General features: G+C 32.5%; 16 protein-coding genes. 7 read left to right on the top strand and 9 right to left on the bottom strand.

Going from position 1 to position 15535, the window contains the following annotated elements:
• The first annotated feature begins 33 nt into the window (after positions 1-33).
• The 5 genes from lptE (at position 34) to groL (ending at position 3958) form a co-directional block, all read left to right on the top strand.
• Positions 34-540, top strand: a complete 507-nt coding sequence (lptE, locus tag N1F78_RS08960; protein WP_406682823.1) for an LPS assembly lipoprotein LptE — start codon at positions 34-36, stop codon at positions 538-540.
• A 26-nt stretch (positions 541-566) separates the two neighbouring features.
• On the top strand, positions 567-1517 hold the full coding sequence (locus N1F78_RS08955; protein WP_406682822.1) for a hypothetical protein: 951 nt from the start codon (positions 567-569) through the stop codon (positions 1515-1517).
• Complete coding sequence (gene secG, locus N1F78_RS08950; RefSeq protein WP_406685681.1) at positions 1517-1873, top strand: preprotein translocase subunit SecG; 357 nt, start codon at positions 1517-1519, stop codon at positions 1871-1873. Before N1F78_RS08955 ends, secG begins: the two co-directional genes overlap by 1 nt.
• A gap of 157 nt (positions 1874-2030) precedes the next feature.
• On the top strand, positions 2031-2306 hold the full coding sequence (gene groES, locus N1F78_RS08945; protein ID WP_406682821.1) for a co-chaperone GroES: 276 nt from the start codon (positions 2031-2033) through the stop codon (positions 2304-2306).
• Positions 2307-2326: 20 nt separating this feature from the next.
• Entirely contained in the window at positions 2327-3958 is a 1632-nt protein-coding gene (gene groL / locus N1F78_RS08940) for a chaperonin GroEL (RefSeq protein WP_406682820.1), read from the top strand.
• A gap of 136 nt (positions 3959-4094) precedes the next feature.
• Here groL and N1F78_RS08935 read toward each other — a convergent pair whose 3' ends face one another.
• The 9 genes from N1F78_RS08935 to xrtF form a co-directional block, all read right to left on the bottom strand.
• On the bottom strand, positions 4095-5213 hold the full coding sequence (locus N1F78_RS08935; protein ID WP_406682819.1) for a PepSY-associated TM helix domain-containing protein: 1119 nt from the start codon (positions 5211-5213) through the stop codon (positions 4095-4097).
• A 92-nt stretch (positions 5214-5305) separates the two neighbouring features.
• Positions 5306-7702, bottom strand: a complete 2397-nt coding sequence (locus N1F78_RS08930; RefSeq protein WP_406682818.1) for a TonB-dependent receptor domain-containing protein — start codon at positions 7700-7702, stop codon at positions 5306-5308.
• A 172-nt stretch (positions 7703-7874) separates the two neighbouring features.
• Entirely contained in the window at positions 7875-8225 is a 351-nt protein-coding gene (locus tag N1F78_RS08925; RefSeq protein WP_406682817.1) for a ribose-5-phosphate isomerase, read from the bottom strand.
• A 36-nt stretch (positions 8226-8261) separates the two neighbouring features.
• Positions 8262-8636 (bottom strand): heavy-metal-associated domain-containing protein, encoded by a 375-nt coding sequence (locus N1F78_RS08920; RefSeq protein ID WP_406682816.1) that lies wholly within the window; start codon positions 8634-8636, stop codon positions 8262-8264.
• A gap of 3 nt (positions 8637-8639) precedes the next feature.
• Entirely contained in the window at positions 8640-10889 is a 2250-nt protein-coding gene (locus tag N1F78_RS08915; protein WP_406682815.1) for a TonB-dependent receptor, read from the bottom strand.
• An 88-nt stretch (positions 10890-10977) separates the two neighbouring features.
• Positions 10978-11682 (bottom strand): heavy-metal-associated domain-containing protein, encoded by a 705-nt coding sequence (locus N1F78_RS08910; RefSeq protein ID WP_406682814.1) that lies wholly within the window; start codon positions 11680-11682, stop codon positions 10978-10980.
• A 99-nt stretch (positions 11683-11781) separates the two neighbouring features.
• A complete protein-coding gene (locus tag N1F78_RS08905; RefSeq protein ID WP_406682813.1) occupies positions 11782-12192 on the bottom strand; it encodes an HYC_CC_PP family protein in 411 nt (136 codons plus the stop codon).
• A 57-nt stretch (positions 12193-12249) separates the two neighbouring features.
• On the bottom strand, positions 12250-12678 hold the full coding sequence (locus tag N1F78_RS08900) for an exosortase F system-associated membrane protein (protein WP_406682812.1): 429 nt from the start codon (positions 12676-12678) through the stop codon (positions 12250-12252).
• Positions 12671-13219, bottom strand: a complete 549-nt coding sequence (xrtF, locus tag N1F78_RS08895) for an exosortase family protein XrtF (protein WP_406682811.1) — start codon at positions 13217-13219, stop codon at positions 12671-12673. Before xrtF ends, N1F78_RS08900 begins: the two co-directional genes overlap by 8 nt.
• Positions 13220-13290: 71 nt before the next feature.
• Between xrtF and N1F78_RS08890 the strand changes: the two genes are divergently transcribed.
• The gene (locus N1F78_RS08890) at positions 13291-13749 is read left to right on the top strand and encodes a GAF domain-containing protein (protein ID WP_406682810.1); all 459 of its coding nucleotides are present in this window, start codon (positions 13291-13293) and stop codon (positions 13747-13749) included.
• A 175-nt stretch (positions 13750-13924) separates the two neighbouring features.
• A complete protein-coding gene (purH, locus tag N1F78_RS08885; protein ID WP_406682809.1) occupies positions 13925-15457 on the top strand; it encodes a bifunctional phosphoribosylaminoimidazolecarboxamide formyltransferase/IMP cyclohydrolase in 1533 nt (510 codons plus the stop codon).
• The last annotated feature ends 78 nt before the right edge of the window (positions 15458-15535 follow it).

Below are 15535 nucleotides of genomic sequence, written 5' to 3'. Positions count from 1 at the left end.
AGTCTAATAAAAGACATGAACCCAATAAAATAAATGAAATATATTAAATACCTCTTTTTAGTTTTAGCTTTTTCACTTTTCACCAACTGTAAAATACATTATGGCTTTACACAGCCAAGTTCTATAGTTGCTGATACATTTCAGGTTAATAGATTTGAAAACACCTCACTTCTATTTGAACCTGGATTAGATTTACTTTTTCAAAACACCCTTCAAAATTTAATTCAAGACCAAACTAATTACACCCTAGTAACAACAAGTGCGGACCTAATCTATGAAGGAGAAATTACAGATTATAGAATTTCACCAACAAACGCAACAGCCGAAAATACAGCAGCTCAAAACAGATTAACCATTTCTGTTAAGATAAGGTTTTACAATGTAAATAATGAAGAAGACGATTTAGAACAATCTTTTTCATTCTTTTATGATTTTGCTGGAAGCGAACAGTTAGTAGGCACGCAAAAAGATACTGCACACGAAGAAATTCTAGACCGTTTAACTCAAGATATTTTTAATGCCACCCTAGCTAGGTGGTAATAATTGATTAAATTTGGCTAAAGCCAATGAATTCATCAGACTTAGTACATATTTTACAAAACCCTCAAGATATCACGCATCAGGAAACTGAGGCTATAAAATCTATTATTGAAGAATTCCCGTATTTTCAATCTGCACGTGCAGTTTATCTTAAAGGGCTAAAAAACCAAAGCAGTTTTAAATACAACCAAGAATTAAGAACCACAGCAGCCTACACAACAGACCGCAGCATTCTATTTGATTTTATAACGTCTGATGTGTTTATTCAAAATAAAATTTCAGAATTTATTAAACAAAATTCAGAGCATTTAAAAGACATTGATGTTTCTGCAGATGACCTGTCAATTAATAAAAGTGTTGCAATTGATGATGCACTAAAACATCAAATAAAAGAAACTGAAGGTGTTTTAGACCCTGCTTTATTTGAACCTAAAACACCACTACCTAAAAAAGAAACTAGTTTTACCTTAGATGAATCTGAAGCTATAGAAAGCTCTGATAAAAACGAAAATGCCATAGAATTATCTGCTAATGAAATACTCAACTTAGGGAAACCACTACAGTTTGATAAAAGTGAAAAACACTCCTTTAATGAATGGTTAAAACTAACAAGATTTAAACCAATTGACAGAAAAAAAGAAGCACCTCCAACAACAGATTCTACTACTAATAAGGAAACTGTCATTGGTTTAGAAAAAGTTAAAAAGTTTGAGCTTATTGACAAATTCATCAGTAAAAACCCTAAAATAAATCCAGCTGAAGGATCAAACAAAAAAGGCAATCTGGCAAAAGCTCAAATGATAAAACCTGAGGCTTTAATGACCGAGACTTTGGCCCGTATTTATGTAGAACAAAAAAACTACAAAAAAGCCATTCAATCTTATAAAATATTAAGTTTGAAATATCCAGAAAAAAGTAGTTTCTTTGCAAACCAAATTAAGGCAGTAGAACAATTACAAGAACAAAACAATAAATAATAATGAATTTCACAATATTTTTAGCATTAATTGTTGTAGTAGCATTTCTGTTAATAGTAGTTATCATGGTACAGAACCCAAAAGGTGGCGGTTTATCTTCTACTTTTGGTGGCGGTGGCTCTCAACAATTAGGTGGTGTAAAGAAAACCACTGATTTCTTAGATAAAAGCACATGGTATTTAGCAACCTTTTTATTAATATTAATATTAGCTTCAAATGTTGCTATAAACAACGGTGGAAATAATGCAGATTCTAAGGCTTTGGACCCAGACGCTGCAACTGAATTACCATTACCTTTACCATCTCAACCAGCAGACGACAATGCTGCTGCAGATGATTCTGCAACAACAGAATAACAACTAACTAAAACTAAAAAAAATGCCAACTCTAACAGTTGGCATTTTTTTTTAAATCAAATTAAGGTGTTTTCTGCAAGTTTGTCAGTCTAATAGTATTGGCACATTTTTAGTATAACGCTTTAGCGTTAATTTAATTAAGAAAAACATAAATCATATGAGCTTAAACATTAAACCATTAGCAGACAGAGTTGTTATAGAACCTGCTGCTGCTGAAACCAAAACAGCTTCTGGAATTATTATCCCAGACAATGCAAAAGAAAAACCTCAAAAAGGTACTGTAGTTGCCGCTGGACCTGGCACTAAAGACGAACCAATTACTGTTAAGGTTGGCGATACTGTTTTATATGGTAAATATGCTGGTACAGAGTTAAAATTAGAGGGGACAGATTATTTAATTATGCGCGAAAGTGACATATTAGCAATTGTATAAATTAAACTAGATAAAATAAAATGGCAAAAGATATAAAATTTGATATTGAAGCACGTGACGGTTTAAAACGCGGTGTGGATGCATTAGCAAATGCAGTAAAAGTAACTTTAGGACCTAAAGGAAGAAACGTAATCATCTCTAAAAGTTTTGGAGCGCCATCTGTAACTAAAGATGGAGTTTCTGTGGCTAAAGAAATTGAACTTGAAGATGCCCATGAAAATATGGGGGCTCAAATGGTAAAAGAAGTTGCTTCTAAAACTAATGATTTAGCAGGTGATGGTACTACCACCGCAACAGTTTTAGCACAAGCCATCGTAAAAGAAGGCTTAAAAAATGTAGCTTCTGGTGCAAACCCAATGGATTTAAAACGTGGTATAGACAAGGCTGTTGAAGCTATTACTGCTGACTTAGAAAGTCAATCTGAGGAAGTTGGTAATTCTTCTGAAAAAATAAAACAAGTAGCAGCTATTTCTGCTAACAATGATGACACAATTGGCGAGTTAATCTCTCAAGCTTTTGAAAAAGTTGGTAAAGAAGGTGTTATAACTGTTGAAGAAGCCAAAGGAATGGACACTTATGTTGATGTTGTTGAAGGTATGCAATTTGACAGAGGTTATTTATCGCCTTACTTTGTTACAGATTCAGATAAAATGATTGCGGATTTAGAAAATCCATACATTTTATTATTTGATAAAAAGATTTCTAACTTACAAGAAATTCTTCCAATATTGGAGCCTGTAGCACAATCTGGTCGTCCGTTATTAATCATAGCCGAAGATGTAGACGGACAAGCATTAGCTACATTGGTAGTTAACAAATTACGTGGAGGGTTAAAAATTGCTGCTGTAAAAGCTCCTGGATTTGGAGACAGACGTAAAGCCATGTTAGAAGACATAGCTATACTTACAGGAGGAACTGTAATTTCTGAAGAGAGAGGATTTACTTTAGAGAACGCCGATCTTTCTATGTTAGGAACTGCTGAGACTGCTACAATCGATAAAGACAATACAACCATAGTTAATGGTGCTGGAGATACTGAAGCGATTAAAGCAAGAGTAAATCAAATTAAAGCTCAAATAGAAACTACTACTTCTGACTACGATAAAGAAAAACTTCAAGAACGTTTAGCTAAATTAGCAGGTGGTGTTGCTGTACTTTATGTTGGTGCTGCTTCTGAAGTAGAGATGAAAGAGAAGAAAGACCGTGTTGATGATGCTTTACATGCTACAAGAGCTGCCGTAGAAGAAGGAATTGTTGCTGGTGGTGGTGTTGCTTTAGTTAGAGCTAAATCTGTTTTAGAAAAAATTACTACTGAGAACTTAGACGAAACTACTGGTGTTCAAATAGTAAATAAAGCCATTGAATCTCCTTTACGTACTATTGTTGAAAATGCTGGTGGTGAAGGTTCTGTAGTAATAAACAAAGTATTAGAAGGTAAAAAAGATTTTGGTTACGATGCTAAATCTGAAGAATATGTTGATATGCTTAAAGCAGGAATCATAGACCCTAAGAAAGTAACTCGTATTGCTTTAGAAAATGCTGCTTCTGTAGCTGGTATGATCTTAACTACAGAGTGTGCCTTAATAGATATTAAAGAAGATGCTCCTGCAATGCCTCCTATGGGTGGTGGCGGAATGCCAGGAATGATGTAGTAGCGAGTCGCTACAGACAAAGTATCTTACTCATGCTAAATAATTTTCATTAGAGAGTTTTGATATGTAAATTGTATTATAAAAAACGCTTCCATATTGTGGAAGCGTTTTTTATTTACTTTATATTATCTGTAATCTACTTTTTATAATTTCTCCCATACCATAATAAAACACCAGTAACAGGTAAGGTAGCAATTATCAGGCTAACTAAAAAAGCAATTATTTTTCCAGCAATTCCACCAATAGCACCTACGTGAATGTCATAATTCATACGGATTATCTTATCAGCTAATTTAGCATCTTTATATTTTCCGAAAACAGCTGGAGTTTCAATTTCTTCTAAAGTGTTTTGGTCAAAAAATCGATAATCGGAATCATAATACAAACCTTTACTATTAGAGACTTCTACATAAACACTCAAGGTGTCCGATTCTGGATAGTGTAATTCATAACTTTCAGCCTCAGGCGATTCTTTTTTTAACTTTTCTATTAAACCATCAATAGGTTTTACATAATATGCACTAGTAACTTCTTTACTATTGTTTTCAGGAATGATAAAGGCAGGAACCTTATCTCCTCCGGTAGATATATAAACTACATATTTTAACCAATCATAAGAAATAACGGAACCCGTGAACCCAATCACTATAGCCAGAGAACAAATGTAAAAGCCAACAATTGTATGTAAGTCAAAGTTTTTACGTTTCCAACGTGTGGTTGATTTCCAATCGAATGTAATACGTTGTTTTACATTTTTTCCTTTTTTTGGCCACCATAAAATGAAACCAGAAATAATCATGAAAATAAAAAGCAAAACAGATACACCAACCACTTGTTCACCAATATCTTTAGGAAGCCACAAGCGCAAATGCCCTTTTAAAATAAATGCAAAAAACCCAGATAAATGATTATCAACCTGTATGATTTCTCCTGAATACGGATTTAAAAACACACTTTGATAAAACTCCGGTTCTGCATCATAAAAAATAACCTCAACAGCATTACTCTTAGAATTCTTAAAAAGTGTTCCGTGAACCGTATTGTTGGGAAACACCTCCATGGCAATTTCCTTGGCTTTAGTAGGAGTAATGATTAACTTATCTTGTGGTGTAACAAACTTGTAATCATCATATAAACTTTCAATTTCATCCCTAAAGGCCCAACAGCAACCCGTTACAGCAACTATAAAAACAACTACTCCAGTAAGAAGACCAATAATTTTATGAAGCGTAAGTATCTTTTTTCTTAATGACATATTTTAAAAAGGTAATTATGCCTCTTGAAGTAAAGCTCAATTGTAAAGTCTCAACTTCATGAAGCATAATTTAAATTAAACTAAAAAACATTCTAAAACTTATAACTTAACGTACCTAGTATTACTCTTTTTTGTTGGGGCGTAACTGTACTCCAACCAGAATAATATGTTTTATCAGTTAGGTTATTTGCTTTAATACCAATTCTAAATTTATCTGTTTCGTAATAAGCTGAAGCATTAAAAATTGTGTAACCTGGTAAATAAAAACTACCTGTTGCAGCTTTATATCCAACCATAGTGTCGTATTCAGTTTGACCATTAAATCCAGCTCCCAAGCCAAACTTTTCTAAAAACTTATAATCTGCCCAAAAATTATAGGTTATTTCTGGACCAGACTCTCCATAACGACTACCTTCTAAATGAGTAGCTGAAGGTGAATTAGTGATTTCAGAATCGTTATAACTAAAGCCGGAATGGATGTTTAAACCATCTATAGGGCTAGCATTTACTTCAAGCTCTATACCTTTACTATTTATTTCTAAATCTTGTGTTTGCGTTGCCCAGTAATATTTATTATCAACATTTATATTGTAAAAGCTTAAAGTAGTTTCAAGTTTATTGTTGAATAAATTTGTTTTCACACCTAGTTCTAACTGATTTGCTTGCTCCACATCATAGGACTGCAAGAACATATCACCAGTTGAAAAGTCAGTCATGTACTGCGGATTTACATAAGAAAAACCGTTTTGGTAATTGGCAAAAATTGACATTTGATCCATTATAGGCTGAAATACAATTCCGAACTTAGGAGACAATGTAGACTCTGTATATTCAGTCTCATCATCGGCGTCAGTTTTTTGATCGCCTTGATAATCAAATCTATCATAACGAACACTTGCCATTACCGATAAAGAAGGAAGTATGTTTATAATATCTGAAATATAGGCTCCAAAAATGTTTTGACGTACGTCACTATCTACATAACCTAAACCAGATAAGGCGGAGCTTAAATTATCAGCGTTAATTTCTGGTTCACCATAAATTAAATCGCCCTGTAAATTTAGAGAATGTAAGTAACCCCAATTAGAGCTATTATCAATTATTTGAGAATCTAAATAATCTAAACCTACCAACAATTTATTCTCTAAATCTCCAAGTTTAAAAGCTCCTGTAAAGTTCTGTTGTAAATTAAGTGTTTTGGTTCTAGCGTTAGTGTCTTGCGCATAAAGACTAAAATTTTCAGTACCTATTGGAGCCGTTACATCTGACCAATCTGCAAAATTCCATAAGTACGTGTAATACCCTAAAGATTTTGCTACTCCACCAGCAATTAAAGTTTGAGAAGACCAGTTATCTGAAACTTTCCATGCAATTTCTCCCCGATAGTTTTGTGTGATATTTTCAATTGTTACATCATCACTTGTAAATGATAAATTAGTGTCATAATTCAATTCTTCAATTGAATTAAATGCTAATGGTCCATATCTATTTAAAAACAGAAATGTCTCATTAGTTTGTTCGTTACCAGAGGCCTCATAAGCAAAATTAAGAGTAAGACTATTGTTTAATTTATAGGAAATAGAAGGTGCCGCAAAAACTGACTTTTTAAATCCTGCATTTTGAAAACTATCATCTTGCTGAAAACCAGCATTCATTCGAATTGATAACTTATCGTTAGAAGCAACGTTAACGTCTACATTTAGTTTTTTAAAATTATTAGAACCACCAGATACTAAAATTTCACCACCAGTACTGTTATACGGTTTCTTTGTAATAATGTTAATTAAACCTCCATATGAAGTTACGGAACTACCAAATAAAGTTCCCGAAGGCCCCTTTAAAACCTCAACACGTTCTACATTTGAAGGGTTAATAAATCCATTTGTTATACCTGCAACACCATTTACTAACTGAGGTTGCACTGCAAAACCACGACTTGAATAATAACCTGCACCATCACCACTTCTACCTGTAGACGACCAAAGTTTTGTGATTCCTGTAGCGTTTTTTAGCGCATCTTCAAAAGAATTCACAGATTGAGAAATAAGTAATTGATTTGTTACAGTGTTATAAACTTGAGAATTCTCTAAATTCTTTAAAGGCATTTTAGATACATAAGCACTTTGCTTTCTAGAAAATTTATTTTTTCTATCAGTATCAATCACAACTGCTTGTAAAAGCTCGTTTCCTTCATACAATTCAATAGTGCCAAGATTAACTGACCCTCCGTTCAAGGAAACACTGATTTCTTTGGTTTTAAAACCTAAATAAGATATCACAAGCTTATAATCTCCACTATCAAGATTTTTAATTTCAAATGAACCATTTTCATCTGTTTGTGCACCTAAACTGGTGCTTTTAAGCATTGCGTTTACACCAATAAGACTATTACCTGTATTATCAGTAACCACTCCTTTTACAGAGTAAGTTTGAGAGAATACATAAAGATTAAGGGCAAAAAAAAGTATAAAAGTTAGTTGTCTTTTCATTTTATTTTTATTTAGACTAATTATAAATAATTATTTTGCCGCAAATGTAGTTGCTGTATTTTAATCTAGCAAGTTATTTATAATAATTCTAAATAAAAGTTTTTATTGTACTGAATTGGAAGGGATTGAAGACTATTTTTAAATAACAACAACCTCTATTTTAATGTGAATTTTAATTAAACCAAACGGCATAACGCTTTCTTCTTAACTCTAAAGCCAATATTCTTTCCATTTTAAGCGCTTCCTCTCTTGTTGCTAAGGGAGCAATATGATTGTATAAGCTGGGTCTTAAATACGAACCATACTTTTCAACAATACTTGAAGATAGCTTGTAACCCTTTTTGTTTCTATATCCTGTTTTGTGTTGAAGGAATCGTTCTTTTGGTGTTTTGCTTGTCATACCAACATATAAACATTCCAAAACGCCATTAAATTGAGGGTTTGCCGCTCTAAACTTAGCATTTTCGGTAAATACTCGCTTTGACAATTCAACAACATAAATCTGATATTGCCTCTTAGCCATAGTTATAACTGAACTAATATAGTTACTACAAGAATATTAATGCTCATGTTTATCATTCTCTTCTTCATGAGACTCTTTTATATCCTCATCTCTATACTTACAACAAGCATGCACTTTAGCATAGGCCTCATCTGTTGCTTTGACTTCCTTTACGTCATGACCAGCAGCTAAAACACTTGCTTCTATAGTTTTTAAATTGGTTTTTCGTTCATCAAAAATTAAACTTAACTGATGCGTTTTTACATCCCAAGTAGCAAACTTAACTCCTTTGGTATTTAAACATGCTTTTTCAATTCTGGCTTTACACATACCACAAACACCATCAACCTCTGTAGTAGCTTTGGCGTTTTTGTTTTGGGCGAATGTAATTGTCCCTGTTAGCAATAAAGCTATAATTAATATTTTTTTCATTATTTAATTTTGTTTGTTGTTAATTTTAAATCTTATCCCAGCATAATACATACTACCAAAAACAGGTCCGAAGACAAAAGTAGTATCAAAATTCACTCCAAAAGGTTCGTTAGTTCCTAAAATTGGATTATCCTGTCTAACATTAGTAATATTCTGGCCTCCTAAATATACTTCAAATTTAGAAGAAAATACCGTGGTTACTTGAGCATTCAAGGTTGAAATTGTTGGCGTATTCTCAGGTAATTGATATTGAATAGGGTTAGATGCTGTAGATGAAAATCGCTGTTCACCCAACCAATTAAAAGTGGCATCAAACTTCCATTGTAATCCATTTTCTTTTTTATTGGTTTTATAACCTGCATTAGCAAAAAATCTATGTTTGGGTACCAAAGGCTTATACAACTTACCCGTATTATACTGTGTTTTTACTTCATAAAATTTATAAGCTAATCGTAAATCTAAACGCTCAACCGGATTATAGTTTACCTCCGTTTGAAAACTGTTGGCATAACTTTCTCCTTCTAAATTATAAAAACTTACCTCTAACGGATTTTCATAATCTACAACCACTTGATTCTTAAAATCGGTTTTATAATAATCAAATGTTATGTCAGCCTTTCTTCCAAATAGATTAAACCCTTGCAGGTATGAAACACCATAATTCCAAGCAATTTCAGGATCTAAACCATAAATATTGCCGTCAACATCGTCAATAACGATGTTTCTTGATGTGGCAAACAATTTCTGGTTTTCGGCAAAAATATTAGCACTTCTTTTCCCTCTTCCAAAAGAAGCTCTAAAAGCCGATTTACTCCATGGCGAATAACGTGCATGAACCCGAGGTGTTATAAACGTTCCTAATAAGTTGTGATAATCAATACGAATACCAGCTGTCAAATTGAACAACTCTAAATTATCATGGGAGTACTCAAAAAAACCACCTACTGACGTTTCTGTACGTTCATAAATATTAGTATTAACTAATTCATCATAGTGATCATAAGTATAACTAACACCTGTTTTTACTTTATGGCGGGAGTCACTAATAATTGAGTTATAAATGGCATTAGCATACAAGCTATTATGTGTAATATCATAGGTATTTAATCCAAAATAGGATTCTTGCTTATGACTACTAAATGCCGTTTGCACACCTAAACTTTGCCATGGTACCTCTGGGTTAACATAACCTAACTTTGTTGAAATCTCATAACGTTTAGTATCAATTTCACTCCCCCAAGCATTGGTAGTCAACTTATCTGTATCTGGGTTAAAACCCAATTGCCCCATTTGCTTTTCATCATTTAACACCTTTAAATTAATAAAACTAACAAACCCTTTTTCTAGATTAGTGTACTGCCAACGGTTCATTATATTTATTTGATGATACTTTGGCATATCCATAAATCCATCATTATTTACATCATGCTCTTCCTGCTGTTTACTACCATGTAAATACAAACCTGTATCCCATTTATCGCTCACTTTTGCATTTAAATGGGTATTCAATTCCATACGTTCGCTACTGGCTCCGTATAAATTCACAAATAATCTGTCATCTGTAGTAGGTTTTACAAGTTCCGCATTAATTTGACCCGCAATACTTTCAAAGCCATTCACTACACTTCCGGCGCCTTTGGTTATTTGAATACTCTCAACCCACGTACCTGGAATAAAACTCAACCCAAAAGCCTGTGATGCTCCGCGAATAGAAGGAATATTCTCAGTAGCGATTAAAATATATGGACTAGTAAGCCCCAACATTTTAATTTGCCTTGTTCCTGTAACGGCATCTGCAAAATTCACATCAATAGATGGATTTGTTTCAAAGCTTTCAGACAAATTACAACAGGCAGCCTTTAGCAACTCATCACTACTCACGGTTATGACATTCTGTGCTTTTAAATAAGATTTGGCAGTAGCTTGTTTTCTAGACGTCACGGTAATGGCATCTAAATTATCTGTTGGTTGTAACCAATGGCGAATTTGTTTAAGGTTAGAAACTGTAATAGTATCTGTTTTAAAGCCCACATAACTAATTATAAGCTTGGTATATTCTTTTGAATTTTCTAATGCAAACTTACCATCAATGTCTGTCACAGTACCAATGGAAGTGTTCAACCAATACACATTGGCTCCTGCCAACGGAATGGTTTCATTTTTATCATTAGCCTCCATTATAACACCACTAATTGAATTTTGAGATGTGATTATAATTGGAAACATTATTAATATGTATAATATTTTTTTCATTTTACTTTTTACGTCATTATGAGACTTTGAAAAAGTCGTGAAAACCTATAGATTACGACATCCCTATTCTCAGTAATGACATATATTTTTAATTCAATTTAACTAACATTATAATTGCCATCACAATCATAATACTGTTTTCAATAAATGTAGCTTTGGTCATTGGTAATTTTAATGCTGTACCTAAGCAAGCACATTGAATAGATTTTTTATTCAACAATGTTCTAGTAACTCCTATAGTTGTTATGCCTAAAACAATAAGCGTTACCACCAAAGCCAAAGGGATTTCAATTCGCATTAAAAACATTATGCCAAGTACTACTTCAAGAAACGGATATATCCAACTATAGATTGGCATAACTTTAGCCAAAGGGTCATACATTCTAAAAGATTGCGGAAAGCCTTTTAAATCTAAAAGTTTAAAGAAGCTAAAAACAATGTAAAACAGACCCATAAAATCTAGCATAAAACTGTTGGTGTCCCATGGTTTAAAGTTTAAAATAATGCTCGTTACAATGATATAACCAAAGATTAAAAACAAAGGAAACAACTGTTTAAATTCTGATTTTTCATCAGACATAGCAGCACTTTTAATTTCCGAAATTGTATATTTATCTGGAAGTACTTCTTGTAACTTTTCAACAGAAATCTTGCCACTTAATTTTAAAACTACTTGAGAAGATGCCAAATCTGCCACTGCTTTTTCAACAGCACTAAGATTTTGTAAAGCCTCTTCAACAGAAGCTTTACAACCACCACAGGTCATACCTGTAACCGTATATATTTGTTTCATTTTGAAATAATTTTGATTTAATAATTCGTTCTATCTCTAAAAAGACATTTCGCTTCTATTTAGCCGAAAAACTTCAGCTAAAGCAACAGGAATTAAAAATCAAATCAAGAAAACTTGGTCTAAAACACAAATGTCTTTAACCAAATTGGGAGGTGAGTAATCTTTATGAGGAATTATTTTCTTAGGTTCACCTTCAAAAAGATTAGTGTATGAGTAAACAAACGATGTAACAAATTGTTGTTGATCAAAATCTAAATCATAAAATGATTTAATGAGCTCATCTTGCCCTTCAACAACATCAATTTCATCTTTACAACAAGGCTTTTTTGTGATTTTTTCTAAAGCTATTTCTTCTGCTTCCATGGCACATTTTTCAGCTTCCACAAATACAGCAACATCAACTAATACTTCACCACAATAATGCTTGCCAATAGTGAAAGATATTGTTGAAACTAACACCAATAATGCTAAAACAACAGCAGAAATTTTATTTAAAAATATCTTTATCACTTTACAAAGGTATAAAACCTATTACTTCAGCAATCTTTTTTATTAAATGATTAACATTTAATTCTTCAATTTATGGTAATAAAAAGCTGGTAATAATAGAATTAAAATAATAGGTTGAATTAAAAAACGTCTTACATTAAAAAACATGTAATAGTCTTCTTGTTTGGGATTTACAACAAAATAAGAATAGATTAAAAGCAAAACTACAAAGGCAATAACATATATAAACACCGAAAATTTAATGATGCTCTTATCTCTAAAAACCACTAATAAAATTGCTAAAGAAATAATGGTATTTAAAGCATAACGTAAAGTTGTAAATGCTAAAAGTTTTGCTATTTCTCTTCTAGGGCTATCTATATACAGAAAATCATTTTGAAAAAACACTAAATATGGATCGTAGAATAATTGATTTTCAAATACTCTAATACATATAAGCATTCCAAATAACACAATTAACAAGATGTATTTCAATGGTTTATTCACTACGTTTCAATTTAGAAAACCTATTAACCCAAAAAATCCAAAGCAGAAAAACCAAACCATAAATAATGGCTGGAAAGATCACAGTATGCAAAATATGTTCCTTTTCGGGATAATGATATAACCCTATAGACAGCAAAACTATCCTCAACAAATTAACAACATAAATTAGCACGCTACCAGAAAGAACATAAAGAACCGTAGTTTTATATGCTCCTGAAAATGCTATAATAAAAGACACAAACAAAATAACCACGCTTACAGAATTACAACCTTCTATAACACGCCCTAAATAATTACCATTTACAATTACTTTCATTGATGGTTCATTAGGGTGTGGTAAGACTTGACCATAATAACCAAAAGTATTAAGAACAGATTCCGTTTGAATAGCCACCAAATTGGTAATATAATCTGGATAAAACTTAGAGCCATCAGATAAATCTAAATACCAGCTATAAAGAAATGATAACCCAATATAAACCACTAAAAAAGTTAGGATAAATTTTAGAACAGTTTTATATTTTAGAAGAAGTGTTTTCAAAAAAACATTTTGTAAATCTGAATTTCGAATTTACACCTTTTTAAATACTTTTACCAAAAACATTTATTAATATGACTTTTGAGCAACTAAAACAACACGTTAAAACCATTATTAACACCAATATTAAAACTGTTGATGAACGACTTTTACAAATTTGTGAACTACTTGAAATGCATATTGATTATTATAATTGGGTGGGATTTTATTTTAGAAATGGGAATGAGGAAGAACTTATCCTAGGTCCTTATATAGGAGAAGCTACAGACCATACGGTCATTCCTTTTGGTAAAGGTATTTGCGGACAAGTAGCAGTTAGTAACCAAAATTTTGTAGTGCCAGATGTAACTGCTCAAGATAATTATATTGCTTGTAGCATTACAGTTAAGGCTGAAATTGTGATTCCTATTTTTGTTAATGGTGAAAATGTAGGTCAGATAGATATAGACTCTAATACACCAGATCCATTTACAGAAGCCGATGAGCAGTTTTTAGAATTTGTTTGTAATCAAGTATCAACAATACTTAAGTAAAAACCAAAATTCTCTTTTAGATTAAGATATTTCATTTTGGAATTATAAGAACCTTGTTAACAACTTAGGCTTTTAGTTGAAAAAACAACTTAAATTCAGGCCTTTGCTTGATTGATTTCTGACTTTAATTACTACTTTTGCGTTTTATTACAAATCTCATAAAATTTCAACAGAAATGAGCAACACAAAAACTATTAAATCTGCCCTAATTTCAGTATTCAGTAAAGACGGTTTAGAACCTATTGTAAAGAAATTAAATGAACAAGGAGTCACTATTTATTCAACCGGTGGTACTGAAAAGTTTATTAACGATTTAGGAGTGAATGTTGTTCCTGTTGAAGATGTTACCTCATACCCTTCAATTTTAGGAGGACGTGTAAAAACATTACACCCAAAAGTATTTGGAGGTATTTTAAATAGACAAAACCATGAAGGAGATGTTGCTGAATTAGCGGAATATGAGATTCCTCAAATTGATGTTGTTATTGTAGATTTATATCCATTTGAAAAAACAGTTGCCTCTGGTGCCAGTAATCAAGATATTATAGAAAAGATTGACATAGGTGGTATTTCATTAATTAGAGCTGCCGCTAAAAACTACGCCGATGTTATTTGTGTTTCTTCTGTTGATGATTATGCTGAATTTTTAGAGTTAATTACAGATAAAAACGGAGCGCTTTCTGAAGAAGACAGAAAACGTTTTGCAACTAAAGCTTTTAATGTATCATCACATTATGACTCTGCTATTTTTAATTATTTTAATGCAGATCATGAAGTAGCAGCTTTAAAAGTAAGTGAAACAAAAGGGAAAGTATTACGTTACGGAGAAAACCCACATCAAAAAGGATTCTTCTTTGGGAATTTTGATGAACTATTCACCAAGCTTCACGGTAAAGAACTAAGCTACAACAACCTTTTAGATGTTGATGCAGCCGTAAACTTGATGTTAGAATTTAAAAATGATGCTCCTACATTTGCCATTTTAAAACACAACAATGCTTGTGGTTTAGCACAACGAGACACTATAAAACAAGCTTATGTTGATGCTTTAGCTGGCGACCCTGTTTCTGCATTTGGAGGTGTTTTAATTAGTAATACAGAAATTGATTTAGCTACTGCCGAAGAGATTCACAAATTATTCTGTGAGGTTGTAATAGCACCCTCTTTTGCCGCTGAAGCCTTAGATGTATTAAAAGGTAAAAAGAATAGAATTTTATTAGAAATTCATGATGTTCAAATGCCAGCAATGAATGTAAGAAGCTGTTTAAACGGTGTTTTACTTCAAGACCGAAATAATATTACTGATAAAGCAGAAGACCTTAAAAGCGTTACCAACATTGCTCCTACTGATGCACAGGTTGAAGATTTACTATTTGCTTCCAAAATTTGCAAGCACACTAAATCTAACACTATTGTTTTAGCTAAAAACAAACAACTATGTGCTAGTGGAACTGGGCAAACAAGCCGTGTGGATGCCTTACAACAAGCCATACACAAAGCTAATTCGTTTAATTTTGATTTAAATGGTGCTGCCATGGCAAGTGATGCATTCTTCCCATTTCCTGATTGTGTGGAAATTGCGAAAAATGCAGGTATCTCATCTGTAATTCAACCAGGTGGTTCAATTAAAGACCAGTTAAGCATTGATTATTGTAATGATAATGATGTAGCCATGGTAATGACAGGAACGCGTCACTTTAAGCATTAAATAGTAAATCCTAAAGTCTAAAAACCGATAAAAGACGTATAAAAATAATAAGCTGAAAATTACACAGTATTTTAAGTG

Origin of the sequence: Seonamhaeicola sp. MEBiC01930 (genome assembly GCF_045277075.1) — a bacterium.
Lineage (GTDB): Bacteria > Bacteroidota > Bacteroidia > Flavobacteriales > Flavobacteriaceae > Seonamhaeicola.
This window is presented reverse-complemented; position numbering and strand designations above follow the sequence as displayed.